The organism is Pseudarthrobacter sp. NS4 (assembly GCF_024758005.1).
Taxonomy (GTDB): domain Bacteria; phylum Actinomycetota; class Actinomycetes; order Actinomycetales; family Micrococcaceae; genus Arthrobacter.
Map to the genome: position 1 here is coordinate 1,695,710 of NZ_CP103288.1, position 17,058 is coordinate 1,712,767.

Consider the following 17,058-nt stretch of genomic DNA (forward strand, 5'->3'; position numbering starts at 1 on the left):
TCCTTCTAGAGGGATGTGGCGGTGGCTTTAATGTGGGAAAGGCTGCGGTGCAGGTGAAGTGTGGTGGCTGCCTGTGCGAGCCGGGGGTTGCGGTCGGCTATCGCTTCGGCGATAGCGGCGTGTTCGGCCGCCGCCGCCGTCAGCCGGACAGCATTGTCAGCCGCCATCCTGCGGATACGGACAAGATGGACGCGCAGACTGCGCATGGCCTGTGCCAGGTATGAGTTGGAGATGGCCGAGTCGATGGCGGCGTCCAGCTCGCCGACCAGGGCGTAGTAGTCCTCGATGGCGGGCGTTTGGCCGGAGATCAGCGCAGGCGCGGCCAGCAGCTCGGACTGCAGCCGGCGGAAGGCGGCCGGCTGACCGCGCTCCGCGGCAAGCGCCGCCGCTCTTCCTTCCAGGGTCTCCCGGAGTTCAAAGAGCTCATCGATATCAGCCAGGGAAATGGCGGTGACCACCACACCGCGCCCGCCCGCCGTCGTCAAGCCTTCTGCTGTAAGCCGGCCCAGCGCTTCCCGGAGCGGGGTGCGTGAAACGCCAAGGCGCTCGGACTGCTCCACCTCCGCCAGCAGGGTCCCGGGCGGAAGCCGCCACTCCACGATGTCGTCCCGCAGCGCGCTGTAGGCGCGTTCGCTGGCCCGCACTGCTGCTCCCTTCCTCGGTTTCCGCCTCCAGTGTATACACGGGAAAGCTTGAATCACGGAAGGAGAAGGAAATTTCTAACCTTTTCCGCACCCCGTGTATACAGAAGAAGAGTGCCTAACGGCCGCTCCAGCGGTACTCATTCTCCGGCCGGCCGGGGGTGCCGTACCGCGGCGTACGCGACACGGTGCCCGCGTCAGCAAGATACTCCAGGTACCGGCGTGCAGTAACCCTCGACATCCCCAGCGAGTCCATCACTTCGGTGGCGGACACAGCGTGCTGTTGCCGCCTGATGAACTCCTGCACGGAACCCAGCGTTGACGCCGAAAGCCCCTTGGGCAGGGGAAGTTCGGAGGGCGCCCGAAGGCTGGCGAAGGCCTGGTCCACTTCGCTCTGGGATGCGGCCGACTTTCCCGAAGCCGTGCCGGGGCCGGCCAGTTGCTGCCGGAACTGTCGGTAGCTCTCCAGCTTGTCTGCGAAGGTGGCATACGTGAACGGCTTGATGAGGTACTGGACCACTCCAATGGCCACGGCGCTGCGTACGATGGCCAACTCCCTGACGGCAGTGATGGCGATGATGTCGGCCAGGATGCCGGCAGAACGCATTCGCCGGGCAATGTCCAGGCCGTGGAGATCAGGCAGGTTCATATCCAAGAGCACCAGCTCCACGGGGTTGCCTGCCGCGGACAACTCGCTGAGCAGCCGAAGCGCGGACTGGCCGTCCGGCGCTGTTCCGGCGAGTTCGAACCCCTGGAGGCGCCCCACATAGGCTGCATGCGCGGCTGAGGCGATGGCCTCATCTTCAACGACGAGAACCCGGATGTTGCTCACAGTCTGCGCTCCTTCCCTGGGGATACCGCTGCGGGCAGGAACGCTTCAAACTTGGCACCGCGCCGTCCGTTGATGGTTAATTTACCGCCCAGCCGCTGTACTGCCTGGCGGACCAGGGCGAGCCCAATGCCCCGTCCGCCCGGCCCCGCGGGCTTTGTACTGTAGCCATGCCGGAAAATGTCCTCCACCGCGTCGGGATCAATTGGGGTACCCGAGTCGTGGACTGAGATGTCGAGGCCTTCCTCATCGGACTCCACAGTCAACTCCACCCGCCGCGGGGGAGGTCCTTCCGCGGCGGCGTCGATCGCGTTGTCCAGCAGGTTCCCCAGGATGGTCACCAAATCCTGTACCGGGATGCCTGCCGCGGTGCCCGAGCCCAGGGTGGTGACGTCCAGCTGGACCCCGCGCTCATGGGCTTCGGCCACTTTGCCCATGACCAGCGCTCCCAGCACCGGCTCGTCCACCGAACTGATCATGTCGTCCGTCAGCTGTTGGCTGAGTTCAAGGTCTTTTGTGGCGAAGTCCAGGGCCTGCTGGGTGCGGCCCAGCTCCAGCAGCGAGACCATGGTGTGGAGCCGGTTCGCATGTTCGTGGGTCTGCGCCCGCAGCGCGTCGGAAAGGGTCCGCATCGTTTCCAGCTCGTTGCCCAGGGCTTCGATCTCCGTCCGGTCCCGGAGCGTGGCCACTGTGCCGTACAGCGGCGTCCTGCCGCGGCTGCCGGCGGTCTCCGGTCCCTTCGCCGGCCCCTGGTTCACCACCAGGACGCGGGACCCGGAGAGAACAATTTCGTCCTTGGCGGTGCGGCCGGACTCGAACAGGATGCGAAGCTCATCGTCGAGGGGCAATTCGGCCAGCGATGGAGGGCGGGTGGGGTCCTTGCTGCCGGTCTCATTCAGGCCCAGCAGCTCCGCAGCCTGGTCGTTGTACATCACAACGCTGCCTTTGGTGTCGATGAGGATCAGCCCTTCACGCACTGAATGCAGGACGGACTCGTAATAGGCGAACAGTTGCGCGAGCTGCTCCGGCCCCCAGCCCCGGGTCACGCGGCGAAGGTACCGTCCCAGCAGCCAAGATGCCAGGGACCCGCCCGCCAGCAGGACAAGCCCGCTGGCGAGCAGGGCGGGCAGGCGGGCGGCAAAGGCAATATCCACAGTCCCCACAGTGACGCCCACAGCCACCAATGCCTTGACGGTACCGGCGGCGTCCTTGGCGGGAACGATGGTCCGTACCGACGGCCCAAGGGTTCCAGCGGTGACTTCGGTAAAGGTCGCACCGTTGAGCGCCGCGTCAATGGAGCCGATGTAAGGGCGCCCGATCTGCTCAGCGCGGGGATGGGTCCAGCGTGTCCGGTCCGGAGCCATGATGGTGACGAAGTCGACGTCGGCCGCGGCCATGACGTCCTCCGCATAGGGCTGCAGGATGGACGACGGATCTCCGGAAGCAGCTCCTTCCAGCACAAGGGGGCTGGCGGCAACCGAGGCGGCAATACCGGCCATCCGCAGGCCGGCCTCGTCGTAGGTGCGGTCGCGGGCGTCGAGGTACGCGGCCGTGCCGACGACGCCGATGAACACCACGACAATCAGCAGGTTCGCCATGAAGAGCCGGCGGGCGATACTCCAGCGGTGGATCATCTCTACCTCCCGACGCCCTTTCCAGAGTACATATGAGTGCCACGACCAATATGAACGCAACGGTGAGCTGGGTCACGAGGTACCCAATGATGGATATCACACCGGAGGACGTGTTGAGCCCAGAGACTGTGCCGCAGCGTCTATCAGATTATCCATAAGGAGACACATCATGGCTTCTCAACGAGGAGAGTCGCTCGACACCGTGAAGACGCGGCGCAAGGGCATCGACAAATCGCACTACCTTTACATCGCCGTCATCGCCGCCGTCATCCTGGGCGCGCTTGTGGGCCTGATGTTTCCTGAGGTGGGCAAATCCCTCAAGCCACTGGGCGACGGGTTCATCAAGCTCATCAAGATGATGATTGCGCCTATCATCTTCTGCACCATCGTCCTGGGTATCGGTTCCATCGCGAAGGCCGCTACGGTCGGCAAGGTCGGCGGACTGGCATTGGGATACTTCGTGCTGATGTCAACCTTCGCACTCGCCATCGGCCTGGTGGTTGGCAACCTGATCCACCCCGGCGAGGGCCTGAAGCTGGCGCCGTACGATCCGTCCAAAAAGGCAGAAGTTGACAGCACCGTCTCGTTCCTCCTCGGGATCATCCCGGGCGACATTCCGGTCCTTCCGACGCTCTTTGCCGCCCTCCTCGTCGGTTTCGCCCTGCAGAAGATGGGCCCGCAGGGCGCCCCGGTGCTCAAGGCCATCGGCCACGGCCAGGCTGTCGTCTTCCGCATCCTGATCATGATCATGTGGCTTGCCCCCGTGGGCGCCTTCGGTGCCATCGCCGCCGTCGTGGGCGCGACCGGCTTCCAGGCCATTGTCAGCATGTTCACCCTGATGGCGGCCTTCTACATCACCTGTGCACTGTTTATCGTCATCATCCTGGGCGGATTGCTGAAGGTTGTGTCCGGAGTCAATATCTTCAAGCTCATGAAGTACCTGGGCCGCGAATACCTGCTGATCTTCTCCACCTCGTCTTCCGAAGCCGCCCTGCCCCGCCTGATCGCCAAGATGGAACACCTCGGCATTTCCAAGCCGGTTGTTGGCGTCACGGTACCCACCGGCTACTCCTTCAACCTGGACGGCACCGCCATCTACCTGACCATGGCGTCCCTCTTCGTGGCCAACGCGATGGGAACCCCGCTGGACCTTGGAGCACAGATTTCGCTCCTGATCTTCATGATCATCGCGTCCAAGGGTGCAGCCGGTGTCACCGGTGCCGGCCTGGCAACCCTTGCCGCAGGCCTCCAGGCACACAAGCCGGAACTGCTCGGCGGCGTCGGGATGATCGTCGGAATCGACCGTTTCATGTCTGAGGCCCGCGCCCTTACCAACTTCACCGGCAATGCCGTAGCGACCGTCCTGATCGGCACCTGGGTCAAGGAAATCGACGGCCGCCAGGTTGTCGACGTGCTCTCCGGGAACTTGCCCTTCGATGAGCAGACCATGACTGCAGGCCACGGCCCGGCAGCCCCGGAGCAGGCAGAAACCAGGCCTGTCCCGGTCAACGCCTAACCGCGGCAAGCAACAGAACCGCCCCCGCAGCCCTCGCTGCGGGGGCGGTTCTGTATGTTGGGGACGGAAACCTTCGACCTCAACTAGAAGGTCAAGGCTCAACATCCGCGAAAAGTCAAGTTCCGTCGATAACCGTGTCGGCCGCTGTAACCTTGGGAGCAAGAAGGAACGGCGCTGGCCATCCAGCGGCAGGAAATCACCGTCATCGAAAGTGTGGATAGATACGTGAGCAGCGAACAGGGTTCAGCAACTCTGGAGGGCACGGAATTCGACCTGGAAAACGCGGTGATGGGTCCCACGGGGCGCCCATACCGCGAGTTCCCGGAACCCGCGCCGCTGTCCTCCCACGGTCCGGCCCGCGTCATCGCCATGGTGAACCAAAAGGGCGGCGTCGGGAAGACCACCTCCACCATCAATCTGGCCGCGGCGCTGGCTGAATACGGCCGCCGCGTGCTCCTGGTCGATTTCGATCCCCAGGGTGCGCTGTCCGCAGGCTTCGGCGTCAACCCCCACGAGCTGGACCTCACGGTCTACAACGTGCTGATGGACCGCAAAGTGGACATCCGCGACGCCATCCACCAGACCGGTGTGGACAACGTGGACCTGCTGCCGGCGAACATCGACCTCTCCGCCGCGGAAGTGCAGCTCGTCAATGAAGTGGCGCGCGAGCAGGTGCTGGACCGTGCGCTGAAAAAGGTCGAAGACGACTACGACGTAGTCCTCATCGACTGCCAGCCGTCCCTGGGCCTCCTGACCGTCAACGCACTCACCGCAGCTCACGGAGTGATCATTCCGCTGATTTGCGAGTTCTTCGCACTGCGGGCCGTGGCGCTGCTGGTGGAGACCATCGACAAGGTCCAGGACCGGCTCAATCCGCGCCTCCAGGTGGACGGCGTCCTCGCCACCATGTACGACGCCCGTACCCTCCACAGCCGCGAAGTCATTACCCGGCTGGTGGAGGCCTTCGGGGACAAGGTTTTCGAAACCGTCATCAAGCGGTCCATCAAATTTGCCGACGCCACCGTCGCTGCGGAACCCATCACCAGTTACGCCGGAAACCACGTGGGCGCCGATGCATACCGCCGGCTGGCCAAAGAGCTGATCTCGCGCGGCGGCGCACCCTAGCCACGCTGTGGCGGACTCCAAGCCCGGCTTCGAGGTGCGGCTGGCCAATTTCACCGGTCCGTTCGACCTCCTTCTGGGGCTGATCGCCAAGCACCAGCTGGACATCACAGAGGTGGCAATAGCCACCGTCACAGATGAATTCATCAAGTACATCCGCAAGCTGCAAAAGCTCGGCGAGGAATGGGCCCTGGACGAGGCCAGCGAATTCCTGGTGATCGCGGCGACGCTGCTGGACCTCAAAGCCGCCCGGCTGCTTCCGGCCGGCGAAGTGGAGGATGGCGAGGACATTGCGTTGCTCGAAGCCCGTGACCTCCTCTTCGCGCGGCTTCTCCAGTACAAGGCCTTCAAGCACGTCGCCGGCATCCTGGGCGAAACCCTTCACCAGGAAGGCCGCCGCTTCCCGCGCCAGGTGGCACTGGAAGAACATTTCGCCGCCATGCTTCCCGAACTGGTGTGGAAACACACGCCGGAACAGTTCGCCGCCCTTGCCGAGGCGGCGCTTCGGCCCAAAACGCCGCAGCACACGGAAGTGGGGCTGGGCCACCTGCACGGCAGCAACGTGAGCGTCAAGGAACAGGCTGGGATCCTGGGCCTGCGGCTGCAGCAGGAGTCACCGCTGACCTTCCGCGCGCTGATTTCCGACGCCGGCTCAACCCTGGTGGTGGTGGCCCGGTTCCTGGCGCTCCTGGAGCTGTTCCGGGACAAGGCTGTTTCCTTTGACCAGCTTTCGCCGCTGGCGGACCTTGCGGTGCATTGGACGGCCGGCACAGGGGACTGGTCGGCGGAAAACCTGAGCGAGGAATACGAGGTGCAACTGTGAACGGGCGACCGCCGGAAGGCGCAACGCAGGGAACGGACGTCCATAGCCTGCCCGGCGGGGCCAAGGCTGCCCTCGAGGCGGTGCTGATGGTTTTGGACCAGCCGGCCACCGAGGAAGAGCTGGCTGCCGGACTTGAGCTGACGGTTGACGTGGTCAAGGCCCTGCTCGCAGAACTCCAGCGCGAGTATAGCGGCTATACTGTTAAAGCCCCGGATAAGGAAATGGCCAGCACCGCTGGTTTCGGCTCCAGCCCCCGGGGTTTCGAATTGCGGAACATCGCCGGTGGCTGGCGCATCTACTCCCGAGCAGACTTCGCTGACATCGTCGGCAAGTACGTTCTTGAGGGGCAGACGGCCAGGCTCACCCAGGCGGCATTGGAAACGCTGGCGGTCATCGCGTACCGGCAGCCGGTTTCCCGGGCACGGGTGTCTGCGATTCGCGGAGTCAATGTTGACTCTGTCGTACGGACACTTGCCCAACGCGGGCTGATCGAGGACGCGGGAACTGATCCCGAGTCCGGCGCCATCCTTTACCGGACCACGTCATACTTCCTGGAACGGATGGGTATCAGCTCAGTGGCGGATTTGCCGCAACTGTCCCCGCATCTTCCGGGACTGGAAGGCATCGCGGAGTTCTACGACGCCGACAGGATGTAGGCCGGAACTTCCGGCCTGCAAAGAAAATTTATCAGGGCAGAGTATTTCTGCACGGCTGGCTAGGGTTGTCCATGGACAACCTTTGACAGCCAAAACATTGAAGGACGGGTCATGACACAGGCGGGACGCCAGGGTTCACCACGTAACGGTTCGGGACGCAACAGTTCAGGACGAAACACCTCCCAGGGAGGCAACTTTGCCGGCGGCTCCCGCGGCGGGGCAGCCAAACGAGGCTCCGGTTTCAGCGGCGACCGTCCGCACCGGGCGCCCAAGCCCCGCGAGGAACGCTTTATCGACCCCGACCAGGCCGGCGCGCAGCCGGAACGCGGGGCTTCGGACAAGGCCGCCAAGCCGTCGTCGCGGAAACCGGCGGCACGCAAGCCCGGTGCGAAGAAAGCACCGGGAACACCAGGTGCCCCCAAGCCCAAAGCGCGGACCGGCGCTCCGGGCGCTGCGGCATCCCGGGCCTTTGGCAGCGAACGCTTTGGCCAGAACCTTGGCCCCGTCCGCAGGCCCTCCCGTAAGAAGGGTCCCCGCGGTGAGGTGCCCCAGTCGGAACTGCACGACGCCGACGGCGTTCGCCTGCAGAAAGTCATGGCATCGGCAGGAGTGGCCTCGCGCCGCGTCTGCGAAGAGATGATCGCAGAAGGCCGGGTGGAAGTGGACGGCCAGGTGGTCACCGAACTCGGTGTCCGCGTGGACCCGCAGACCGCCGTGATCCACGTCGACGGGCTTCGCATCCAGCTGGACGAAAACCTGGTCTACATGGTGTTCAACAAGCCCAAGGGCGTTGTGTCCACCATGGAGGACCCGGACGGCCGCCCGTGCATCAGCGACTTCCTTAAGAGCAACAAAAACAAGGGTGAACGGCTCTTCCATGTTGGCCGCCTGGACGTCGCCACCGAAGGCCTGCTGCTGCTGACGAACGACGGCGAACTCGCCAACCGCCTGACGCATCCTTCCTACGAAGTCCCCAAGACCTACCTGGTGCAGGTCCGCGGCCCGTTCCCGCAGGGGGTGGGCGCCCAGCTCAAGGCGGGCGTCGAACTGGAGGACGGCCTCGCTGCTGTGGACTCCTTCCGGCTTGTTGATTCCACGCCCGGACACGTCCTGATCGAGGTAGTGCTGCACTCGGGCAAGAACCGCATTGTCCGCCGCATGTTCGACGCCGTCGGCTTCCCGGTCCAGCGGCTGGTCCGCGTCAAGGTGGGACCCATCGGACTGGGCGACCAGCGGCAGGGCAGCATCCGCAATCTTGGCAAGCAGGAAGTCGGCCACCTGCTGGCATCCGTAGGGCTCTAAGGCATGTCCGCCTTCAAAAGCCAGGGCCGCGGCCACCTGGACGGTCCGGTGGTGGTCATCGGTACCGGGCTCCTCGGGACCAGCATCGGCCTGGGCCTGCGGGGGCGCGGGGTGCCGGTGTTCCTGTCCGACCCTTCGCCCACGAACCAGGCGGTAGCTGTTGACATCGGCGCCGGCCGGCCGCTGTCCGAGCTGGGCAGCAGCCGGCCGCAGCTGGTGGTGGTCGCTGCGCCGCCGGACGTGACTGCCGACGTTGTGAAGCAGGCGCTGGCTGACTACCCGGACTCGGTGGTTGTGGATATCGCCAGCGTCAAGGCGGACATCCTCTCCCGGCTCCGCAGCAGCGGCGTGGACCTGTCCCGCTACGTTGGAACCCATCCGATGGCAGGGCGGGAAAAATCCGGTCCGGTTGCCGCGCGTGGCGAGCTGTTTACCTCCATGCCATGGGTGGTTTGCCCGTCGGAGGAGACCTCGGGTGCGGCCCTTCAAACGGCGCGTTCGCTCGGCACCGACCTGGGCGCTGTGGTCTCGCAGTTCACGGCTGAGGAACATGATGAAGCCGTGGCGCTGGTGTCACACCTCCCGCAGGTGATGTCCTCGCTGCTGGCGAGCAGGCTCCAGGGAACGCCGTTGCATGCGTTGTCCCTGGCCGGCAACGGATTGCGGGATGTCACGCGGATCGCCGCCAGCGACCCCACGCTGTGGGTGCAGATCCTGGGCGGAAACGCGGCAAAGGTAGTGGAAATCCTCTACGGCGTGCGGGAGGACCTGAACCGTCTGATCGGAACGCTGGAACAGCCTACGGCTCCCGGTGCCAGGCTGGACCTTGCCCAGCTGATCAGCGAGGGCAACGCGGGCCAGGCCCGAATTCCGGGCAAGCACGGTGGTCCGCCCCAGGCATATTCCTGGCTCACCGTGCTGGTGGATGACAGGCCCGGACAGATTGCACGGCTGCTGACCGAAATTGGTGAAGTCGGGGTGAACGTTGAAGACCTGCGGCTCGACCATTCATCCGGACAGAACGTGGGCATGGTGGAATTGTCAGTGTTGCCGAACAAGCACGACCACCTGATCGAAGCATTAACCGACCGCGGATGGCGGGTACTTCAGTAATGACACAGGAACTCCTCGACACTATGCCCGCGCTGCGGGTCGGCAGGCCGCTGGTTGTTGCAATTGACGGGCCCTCGGGTTCGGGTAAGTCCAGCGTCAGTAAAGAAGTGGCCCGGCGGCTGCGGCTGGCCTACCTGGACACCGGGGCGATGTACCGGGCGCTGACCTGGTACTGCGTCACCAATGGCATTGACCTCGACGACGCCGCCACCGTTGAGCAGGCATCACGCGACCTCGTGCTGGAGCTGAGCACCAGCCCGCAGGAGGAATACGTCCGCGTGGACGGTGTTGACGTCACCGACGCCATTCGGGAACCTGCCATCTCCTCGGCTGTCAGCGCCGTCGCCACCACCTTGGGCGCGCGGACCGAACTCATCCGGCGGCAGCGGGCGCTGATCGAAAAGCACCACCGCCGCATGGTGGTGGAAGGCCGGGACATCACTACCGTCGTCGCGCCCGGAGCGGAAGTGCGCATGTTGCTGACCGCCAGCGAAGAAGCCCGCCTGCGCAGGCGCGGCATCCAGCTTGGCGGCACCCAGAACGCGGAGCAGCTCGCAGCGCAGGTGACCCACCGCGACGCCAGGGACTCCACTGTGGTGAACTTCACGCAGGCTGCCGATGGCGTGGTCACGCTGGACTCCTCGGACCTCGACTTTGAACAGACGGTTGACGCTGCGCTCGTCATTGTCACAAAGGTCCTCAACCGTGACTGACGGCAGGGCAGGCGTTCCCTCCGGCTGGACCATGGCCTGGAGCAGGCCGGTGGGCTGGGTCCTGGACCACCTCGTCTACCGGACGTCGGTGACCGGAAAGGACAACGTCCCCACCGGGGGGCCGGTGATCTTCGCCGGCAACCACATCAGCTTCCTCGACGGACCGGTGATGTTCGGTGCGTCGCCGCGGCCCATGCACATCCTGGTCAAGCAGGAGATGTTCAAGGGATTCCTGGGCCGCGTACTGACCGCGTCCGGGCAGCTTCCCGTAGACCGGCAGGGTGACCGGGCCGCGCTGCAGCGCAGCAAGGAACTGCTCGACGCCGGCCGTTGCGTCGGGATCCTCCCTGAAGGAACCCGGGGGAGCGGTGAAGCCTCCGACATCAACGGCGGGGTAGCGTGGCTCGCCCTGAACACAGGAGCCCCGGTGGTGCCTGTGGCCATCCTGGGCACCCGGAGCGGGGACGAGCACCTTGACTTCGTGCCGAGGCCCGGCAGGCGTTTCCACGTCAGCTTCGGAACTGCCCTTACCCTGGGCCGCCGGGCAGGGGAAAGCGGCCGTGCTTCAATGGACAGGGCAGCGCAGGAGATCCGCGCAGCACTGGCAGGGCACGTCCGGGATGCCATACAACTCAGCGGGCAGCCCCTGCCCTTTGCTGAGACTTCCAAAGATTTGACAGCAGTAGCCGGGACGCCGGCAGATGACCACTAAGGACAATGCAATGAGCGACACCACCCAAACTCCCGGCCATTCCGGCCCCGCCGAAGACGAATACACTCCCACGGGCAGCGACCAGGTTGCGGAACGGCTGGCGGCCATTGACGACGACGAGGCAGAGCTTCGCGCGGCCTCCCTCCGGGCAGGACTGGAGGACTACGACCTCGATGAGGACGACGCCGCCCTGCTCAGCGGGGAGTACGACGACGAGGACTTCGACGGCCCCGTCAAACTCGATCCTGTCCTTGCCATCATCGGACGCCCCAACGTGGGCAAGTCCACGCTGGTGAACCGTATCCTGGGACGCCGCGAAGCGGTGGTTGAGGACACCCCCGGTGTGACCCGCGACCGCGTTATGTACTCCGCGAGCTGGAACGGCCGCAACTTCACGCTGGTGGATACCGGCGGCTGGGAGCACGACGCCCGCGGAATCCATGCGCGCGTCGCCGAGCAGGCCGAGATGGCCGTCGAACTCGCGGACGCCGTCCTCTTTGTCGTTGACTCGGCCGTCGGCGCCACCGCCACTGATGAAGGCGTCATGAAGATGCTGCGCCGCAGCAAGAAGCCGGTCATCATGGTGGCCAACAAGGTGGATGACTTTGCCCAGGAGGCGGACTCTGCCGCCCTGTGGGGCCTCGGCTTCGGCGAGCCCTATCCGGTGTCAGCGCTCCATGGACGTGGTGTGGCGGACCTGCTGGACCACGTGATGGACGTCCTGCCCGAATTCTCGACCATTGAGGGGCTGGAACGCTCCGGCGGCCCGCGGCGCATTGCGCTGATCGGGCGCCCGAACGTCGGCAAGTCCTCGCTGCTGAACAAGCTCGCCGGAACCGAACGCGTGGTGGTGGACAACACCGCCGGAACCACACGTGATCCCGTGGATGAATTCATTGAACTCGGCGGCCGAACCTGGCGCTTCGTGGACACGGCCGGCATCCGCCGCCGCCAGCACATGGCCCAGGGCGCGGACTACTACGCTTCGCTGCGGACGCAGGCGGCGCTCGAAAAGGCGGAGGTCGCCGTCGTGCTCCTTGCCGTGGACGAGGTCCTCAGCGAGCAGGATGTACGGATCCTTCAGCTGGCCATCGAATCCGGCCGCGCATTGGTACTGGCGTTCAACAAGTGGGACCTGCTCGACGACGAACGCCGCCGCTACCTGGAGCGTGAAATTGAGCAGGACCTGGCGCATGTGGAGTGGGCCCCGCGCGTGAACATCTCGGCCAAGACCGGCTGGCACAAGGACCGCCTGGTCCCTGCGCTCGACGTGGCCCTGGAGAACTGGGACAAGCGCATCGCCACCGGCCGCCTGAACGCCTTCCTGGGCGAATTGGTGGCCGCGCACCCGCACCCGGTCCGCGGCGGAAAGCAGCCCCGCATCCTCTTCGGTACCCAGGCGTCAAGCAGGCCGCCGAAGTTCGTCCTGTTCACCACCGGTTTCCTGGACCCCGGATACCGCCGGTTCATCACCCGCCGGCTGCGCGAAACCTTCGGCTTCGAAGGCACGCCCATCGAGGTCAGCATGCGGGTCAGGGAAAAACGCGGCAAGAAGCGTTAATTGCGACACACCAGGGGCCGCAAATCCCGGAAAGTGTCACTGGCACCCTCCGGGATCGTGTAAGCTCTTCTAGGTGGTTCGGCCGGACTGCTGGTGGAAATCCACGGAGGAATCCTTGGATCAAGCACAGCGGAGAACGGCGGAACCAACGGGCTGTAGCGCAGCTTGGTAGCGCACTTGACTGGGGGTCAAGGGGTCGCAGGTTCAAATCCTGTCAGCCCGACCAAAGAGCGAAAGCGCCGGAGAATCTCTCCGGCGCTTTCGCTTTTTGTGTTGCCTGCACTGCAACCCTGCCTGGCGCCAAACTGCCTATTTCAGGAATCTTGACGTCCGGCGGTCCGCCAGGATCTTGCCCTTGGTCTGGCAGGTGGGGCAGTACTGCAGGGCGGTATCGGCAAAGGAAACCTCCCGGACGGTGTCCCCGCACACCGGACAGGGCTGGCCGGTCCGCGCGTGGACGCGCATGTGGCTCCGCTTCACGTCCTTGAGGTCCTTGGGTGGCTTGCCGCTGGCCTCCGCCAGCGCGGTGCCGAGGACGTCATGGATGGCGTCATACAGGACCTGCACCGTGTCCCGGTCCAGGGACTTGGCGGTAGCGAACGGGGAGATCCGGGCCGCATGCAGGATCTCGTCGCTGTATGCGTTTCCGATGCCCGCAATCACGCCCTGGCTCCGCAGGAGCCCCTTGATCTGCTGGGAACTGCCGGCAAGGATTGCGGCCAGGGCATCGACGTCGAACTTTTCACTGAACGGGTCCGGACCCAGGGAGGCGATGCCGGGGACGTCCCGGGGGTCCCGCACGGCGTAGACAGCCAGGCTCTTTTTGGTTCCGGCCTCAGTAAGGTCGAAACCGCGGGGCCCGTCCGCGCCGGTGAAAACAAGCCGCGCCGCAATATGGCCTTTGCCCATCCTCAACTGTCCATCAGCGGGCGAGTCCGTGAAGCGGATCCAGCCGGCCCTGGCCAGATGGAACACAAAGGAGATACCGCCGGTATCAATGCTGATGAATTTGCCGAACCGCTGTACGCCGGCCACTGTCCGGCCCTCCAGCGACGTGAAAGGCGGATCAGCTGTCTTCAGCACCGCGAAGGAAACAATCTGCAGCCTGGTCACTACAGAGTCCCGCAGTTGTTCGTCCAAAAACCCGGCCAGGCCGGCCACCTCGGGAAGTTCCGGCATGACTTACCTGCCTGGTCCCCGGCGTCCGGCCTCAATGCGCGCGCTCATGCGTCCCATCCTGCCAGAAAGCCCGGTGGACGCCCCGGCAGATGTGCCTATACTTTCAAGCGGCGGCCTGTTTCCCGGGCCCCTTTGACATTGGTGCTTGACCCGATGAAAGGCCCCTGATGAGCAACATTCCCGAAGACCTGTCCTACACCGCCGAACATGAGTGGGTATCCGCTCCCAATGCCGACGGCGTGGTCCGCGTGGGCATTACCGACTTTGCCCAGGACGCGCTTGGAGATGTTGTCTACGCCCAGATGCCCGAAATCGGCACCAGGATTACGGCAAACGAAGTGGTGGGCGAGGTGGAGTCCACCAAGAGTGTCAGCGACATCTACGCTCCCGTAACCGGCGAAGTTGTGGCCCGCAACGATTCCCTGGACACCGATTCGGCCCTCATCAACACCGATCCCTACGGCGACGGCTGGCTGATCGAGGTCAAACTTGCCGAAGCTGACGCCGTTGACTCGTTGCTCAGTGCATCTGAGTACGAACAACAGGTAGGCTAAAGCTAACCGGTAAATCCGGTCCGGCCCCGTGTCGCAGGCAGGACGTCTTCGCACGTCAGCGGCCGGATCGGGAGCCGGCGCCGGACCTGCTGGGCAGGGCCGGAGGGTAAACGTTGACTGCAGGCCTGAGGGGCTGCAGCGGGAAGAGGAGGAATCCATGGCTGGCCACAGACACAACCCTGCCGATGGGGAATACGGCAATGGTGCGGCTAGGTCGTCGGAGACCACCTCCATCCATCTCACCCCGGTCAGAGATGAACCTACTATCGCGCCCAAGCTGTCCTCAGACGAGCGCAGCTCCGTCGAGGCACTTCCGGCGGGTTCCGCACTGCTCGTCGCACACAGCGGCCCCAACGCCGGTGCCCGCTTCCTGCTCGACTCCGACGTCACCACCGCCGGCCGCCACCCGGATGCCGACATCTTCCTCGATGACGTCACGGTTTCCCGCCGGCACGTGGAGTTCCGGCGCACTGCCCGGAGCTTCGAAGTGGTGGACAAGAACAGCCTGAACGGCACCTACGTCAACCATGACCGGGTGGACAGCGTCGAACTCAAGTCCGGCAACGAAGTGCAGATCGGCAAGTTCCGCCTCACCTTCTACCTCAGCCCTGCCGGCGCTGCAGGCCGCGGCTGATCCGGGGACCGCTGCCTGTGGCAATGGCACAACCGGAACGCCGGGGACCGCAGGTCCTGAACATTGGAGAAGTCCTCGCGCAGCTCAGCGGGGACTTCCCAGGCATGACCGCGTCAAAAATCCGGTTCCTGGAAGAAAAAGGGCTGATCAACCCCAGGCGTACGCCTGCGGGCTATCGGCAGTATTCCGACGGCGACGTGGAACGGCTGCGTTTTGTCCTCGCTTTGCAGCGGGACCAGTACCTTCCCCTGAAAGTCATCAAGGACTACCTTGACGCCATCGACAGGGGAGAGCGGCCGGAGAACCTTCCGCCCGGCGTCGTGGTGTCCCCGAGGATCGTCTCCGACGAGCTGGCCGCGGAGCTGCAGAACCGCGGGCGCAGGCTCACGGAGGAGCAACTTCGCGCCGAATCCGGCGCCAGTGTCCCCCTGCTCCAGGCTCTCCTGGAGTTCGGCCTGATCAGCCACAGCAACGGCCAGTTTGACGAGCATGCCCTCCAAGTGGCGCGTGCCTGCGTGCAGCTGGAGGGCCATGGGCTGGAACCCCGTCACCTGCGACCCTTCCAGGCAGCAGCGGAACGGGAATTCGGCCTCGTGGAACGGGCGGTGGCGCCGCTTGCTTCCCGCAAGGACTCTGCCTCCCAGGCGCGGGCTGCCGAGGCTGCCCGCGAAATCAGCGACCTCTGCCTCACCCTGCACCGGGCTTTGGTGCAGGACCACATCTCACGCATGGACATCTGATGATTGAAGTCGAGATCGTAGGCGTTCGGATTGAACTGCCTTCCAACCAGCCCCTGGTCCTGCTCCGGGAAATGCATGGGGAACGGCACGTCCCCATTTGGATCGGCACTCCGGAAGCCAGCGCCATCGCGCTGGCCCAGCAGGGCGTGGTCCCGCCCCGGCCCATGACCCACGATCTCCTGGTGGATGTGGTGGAGTCCCTGGGCCACTCCGTGGTGAGCGTCAACATCGTGGCTGTTGAAGACAACATCTTCTATGGGCAGCTGCAGTTTGAAAACGGCACCACTGTGAGTTCCAGGGCATCCGATGCCCTGGCAATAGCACTCCGCGCGAAGTGCCGCATCTGGTGCGCAGATTCGGTTATGGATGAAGCCGGCGTCCGCATCACCGAGCACGACGAGGGTGAGGACGCGGAGCCGGGCCCCACCGTTGACGAGGAGCGCGAGTTGCGCCGGTTCCGGGAGTTCCTGGACGACGTCGAACCCGAGGATTTCGACGGCTAAGGTCACGTTAAGGTTAAAGTTGAGGATGAAAGTTTCGACACGCCTCAGTTAAGCCGTCAGGGTCTTTGACCTTGGGTCCCGCCGGGCCTAACGTCGAAGTATCAAGTTCCCATTGCTTACGGCAGCCGCGCAAGTCACACTGGAAAGTGCGCCCCGCGAAAATTACATGCATGGTCTTCATGCCAAGGCTGCTGCAGTTGTTAAACCGGGAGCTACGACAAGGAGGATCCAGGTGAGTCCCAAAGGCGAAGCAGGCGGGCTGAAACAGCCCACGGCTGGTGTTGCTGTGCCCGCGAGTGGTGCCCAGGGCCTCCTGTTTACCGAGGACCTCCCGGTGCTGGATGAGGACGCCGGCTACCGCGGACCCACTGCCTGCAAGGCTGCCGGCATCACGTACCGGCAGCTGGACTACTGGGCACGTACCGGACTGGTGGAACCCGCAGTCCGCGGCGCTGCCGGCTCCGGGTCCCAACGGTTGTACGGATTCCGCGACATCCTTGTCCTCAAGGTGGTGAAACGCCTCCTGGACACCGGAGTTTCCCTTCAGCAGATCCGCACCGCCGTCGAACACCTGCGTGAACGCGGTGTGGAGGACCTGGCCCAGATCACGCTCATGAGCGACGGCGCCAGCGTTTACGAATGCACCTCGGCTGATGAGGTTATCGACCTGGTCCAGGGCGGACAGGGCGTGTTCGGCATTGCTGTGGGCCGGGTGTGGCGCGAAGTTGAAGGCAGCCTCGCCTCCCTTCCCAGCGAGCATGCAGCGGAGCAGCCCTTTCCGGACGACGAACTGAGCAAGCGGCGGGCAGCACGAAAGATCAGCTGA

At 64.5% G+C, this 17,058-nt stretch carries 18 protein-coding genes and 1 tRNA gene; 15 read left to right on the forward strand and 4 right to left on the reverse strand.

The window, feature by feature from the left end:
- Nucleotides 1-5: 5 nt before the first annotated feature.
- The 3 genes from NXY83_RS07925 to NXY83_RS07935 form a co-directional block, all read right to left on the reverse strand.
- Complete coding sequence (locus NXY83_RS07925; protein WP_258805536.1) at nt 6-644, reverse strand: GntR family transcriptional regulator; 639 nt, start codon at nt 642-644, stop codon at nt 6-8.
- Between the two features lie 115 nt (nt 645-759).
- Nucleotides 760-1,473 (reverse strand): response regulator, encoded by a 714-nt coding sequence (locus NXY83_RS07930; protein WP_258805537.1) that lies wholly within the window; start codon nt 1,471-1,473, stop codon nt 760-762.
- The gene (locus NXY83_RS07935) at nt 1,470-3,104 is read right to left on the reverse strand and encodes a sensor histidine kinase (protein WP_258805538.1); all 1,635 of its coding nucleotides are present in this window, start codon (nt 3,102-3,104) and stop codon (nt 1,470-1,472) included. Before NXY83_RS07935 ends, NXY83_RS07930 begins: the two co-directional genes overlap by 4 nt.
- A 169-nt stretch (nt 3,105-3,273) precedes the next feature.
- Between NXY83_RS07935 and NXY83_RS07940 the strand changes: the two genes are divergently transcribed.
- The 10 genes from NXY83_RS07940 (at nt 3,274) to NXY83_RS07985 (ending at nt 12,848) form a co-directional block, all read left to right on the forward strand.
- Nucleotides 3,274-4,620 (forward strand): cation:dicarboxylate symporter family transporter, encoded by a 1,347-nt coding sequence (locus tag NXY83_RS07940; RefSeq protein ID WP_258805539.1) that lies wholly within the window; start codon nt 3,274-3,276, stop codon nt 4,618-4,620.
- Nucleotides 4,621-4,845: 225 nt separating this feature from the next.
- Nucleotides 4,846-5,745, forward strand: coding sequence for a ParA family protein (locus NXY83_RS07945; RefSeq protein ID WP_258805540.1), 900 nt, complete (start codon nt 4,846-4,848; stop codon nt 5,743-5,745).
- Between the two features lie 7 nt (nt 5,746-5,752).
- Nucleotides 5,753-6,565 carry a segregation and condensation protein A gene (locus NXY83_RS07950; protein WP_258805541.1) on the forward strand — a complete coding sequence of 271 codons (813 nt, stop codon included), beginning with the start codon at nt 5,753-5,755 and terminating at the stop codon, nt 6,563-6,565.
- Complete coding sequence (scpB, locus tag NXY83_RS07955) at nt 6,562-7,221, forward strand: SMC-Scp complex subunit ScpB (RefSeq protein WP_258805542.1); 660 nt, start codon at nt 6,562-6,564, stop codon at nt 7,219-7,221. Before NXY83_RS07950 ends, scpB begins: the two co-directional genes overlap by 4 nt.
- Nucleotides 7,222-7,332: 111 nt before the next feature.
- Nucleotides 7,333-8,523, forward strand: coding sequence for a pseudouridine synthase (locus NXY83_RS07960; RefSeq protein WP_258805543.1), 1,191 nt, complete (start codon nt 7,333-7,335; stop codon nt 8,521-8,523).
- 3 nt (nt 8,524-8,526) lie between these two features.
- On the forward strand, nt 8,527-9,636 hold the full coding sequence (locus NXY83_RS07965) for a prephenate dehydrogenase (protein WP_258805544.1): 1,110 nt from the start codon (nt 8,527-8,529) through the stop codon (nt 9,634-9,636).
- The gene (gene cmk, locus NXY83_RS07970; protein WP_258805546.1) at nt 9,636-10,349 is read left to right on the forward strand and encodes a (d)CMP kinase; all 714 of its coding nucleotides are present in this window, start codon (nt 9,636-9,638) and stop codon (nt 10,347-10,349) included. Before NXY83_RS07965 ends, cmk begins: the two co-directional genes overlap by 1 nt.
- A 31-nt stretch (nt 10,350-10,380) precedes the next feature.
- Nucleotides 10,381-11,061, forward strand: coding sequence for a lysophospholipid acyltransferase family protein (locus tag NXY83_RS07975; protein ID WP_258806106.1), 681 nt, complete (start codon nt 10,381-10,383; stop codon nt 11,059-11,061).
- Between the two features lie 10 nt (nt 11,062-11,071).
- Complete coding sequence (der, locus tag NXY83_RS07980) at nt 11,072-12,622, forward strand: ribosome biogenesis GTPase Der (protein ID WP_258805548.1); 1,551 nt, start codon at nt 11,072-11,074, stop codon at nt 12,620-12,622.
- A gap of 149 nt (nt 12,623-12,771) precedes the next feature.
- Nucleotides 12,772-12,848: transfer RNA gene (locus NXY83_RS07985), tRNA-Pro, on the forward strand.
- An 83-nt stretch (nt 12,849-12,931) separates the two neighbouring features.
- On the opposite strand, the gene NXY83_RS07990 is transcribed toward NXY83_RS07985, so the two are convergent.
- Nucleotides 12,932-13,801, reverse strand: a complete 870-nt coding sequence (locus NXY83_RS07990) for an Fpg/Nei family DNA glycosylase (protein ID WP_258805550.1) — start codon at nt 13,799-13,801, stop codon at nt 12,932-12,934.
- Nucleotides 13,802-13,968: 167 nt separating this feature from the next.
- Between NXY83_RS07990 and gcvH the strand changes: the two genes are divergently transcribed.
- The 5 genes from gcvH (at nt 13,969) to NXY83_RS08015 (ending at nt 17,058) form a co-directional block, all read left to right on the forward strand.
- Entirely contained in the window at nt 13,969-14,355 is a 387-nt protein-coding gene (gene gcvH, locus NXY83_RS07995) for a glycine cleavage system protein GcvH (RefSeq protein ID WP_258805551.1), read from the forward strand.
- A 157-nt stretch (nt 14,356-14,512) separates the two neighbouring features.
- Nucleotides 14,513-14,989 (forward strand): FHA domain-containing protein, encoded by a 477-nt coding sequence (locus NXY83_RS08000; protein ID WP_258805552.1) that lies wholly within the window; start codon nt 14,513-14,515, stop codon nt 14,987-14,989.
- A 23-nt stretch (nt 14,990-15,012) separates the two neighbouring features.
- Nucleotides 15,013-15,729, forward strand: coding sequence for a MerR family transcriptional regulator (locus NXY83_RS08005; protein WP_258805553.1), 717 nt, complete (start codon nt 15,013-15,015; stop codon nt 15,727-15,729).
- Nucleotides 15,729-16,232 (forward strand): bifunctional nuclease family protein, encoded by a 504-nt coding sequence (locus NXY83_RS08010; protein ID WP_190988956.1) that lies wholly within the window; start codon nt 15,729-15,731, stop codon nt 16,230-16,232. Before NXY83_RS08005 ends, NXY83_RS08010 begins: the two co-directional genes overlap by 1 nt.
- Nucleotides 16,233-16,464: 232 nt before the next feature.
- On the forward strand, nt 16,465-17,058 hold the full coding sequence (locus tag NXY83_RS08015) for a MerR family transcriptional regulator (protein ID WP_102977332.1): 594 nt from the start codon (nt 16,465-16,467) through the stop codon (nt 17,056-17,058).

Excerpts from the sequence above, each read along its gene's own strand:
- NXY83_RS08000 (WP_258805552.1), top strand. The coding sequence starts at position 14,513 with ATGGCTGGCCACAGACACAACCCTGCCGATGGGGAATACGGCAATGGT.
- der (WP_258805548.1), top strand. The coding sequence starts at position 11,072 with ATGAGCGACACCACCCAAACTCCCGGCCATTCCGGCCCCGCCGAAGAC.
- NXY83_RS07940 (WP_258805539.1), top strand. The coding sequence starts at position 3,274 with ATGGCTTCTCAACGAGGAGAGTCGCTCGACACCGTGAAGACGCGGCGC.
- NXY83_RS07960 (WP_258805543.1), top strand. The coding sequence starts at position 7,333 with ATGACACAGGCGGGACGCCAGGGTTCACCACGTAACGGTTCGGGACGC.
- NXY83_RS07975 (WP_258806106.1), top strand. The coding sequence starts at position 10,381 with ATGGCCTGGAGCAGGCCGGTGGGCTGGGTCCTGGACCACCTCGTCTAC.
- NXY83_RS08005 (WP_258805553.1), top strand. The coding sequence starts at position 15,013 with ATGGCACAACCGGAACGCCGGGGACCGCAGGTCCTGAACATTGGAGAA.
- gcvH (WP_258805551.1), top strand. The coding sequence starts at position 13,969 with ATGAGCAACATTCCCGAAGACCTGTCCTACACCGCCGAACATGAGTGG.
- NXY83_RS07935 (WP_258805538.1), bottom strand. The coding sequence starts at position 3,104 with ATGATCCACCGCTGGAGTATCGCCCGCCGGCTCTTCATGGCGAACCTG.
- NXY83_RS08010 (WP_190988956.1), top strand. The coding sequence starts at position 15,729 with ATGATTGAAGTCGAGATCGTAGGCGTTCGGATTGAACTGCCTTCCAAC.
- NXY83_RS07990 (WP_258805550.1), bottom strand. The coding sequence starts at position 13,801 with ATGCCGGAACTTCCCGAGGTGGCCGGCCTGGCCGGGTTTTTGGACGAA.
- NXY83_RS07965 (WP_258805544.1), top strand. The coding sequence starts at position 8,527 with ATGTCCGCCTTCAAAAGCCAGGGCCGCGGCCACCTGGACGGTCCGGTG.
- cmk (WP_258805546.1), top strand. The coding sequence starts at position 9,636 with ATGACACAGGAACTCCTCGACACTATGCCCGCGCTGCGGGTCGGCAGG.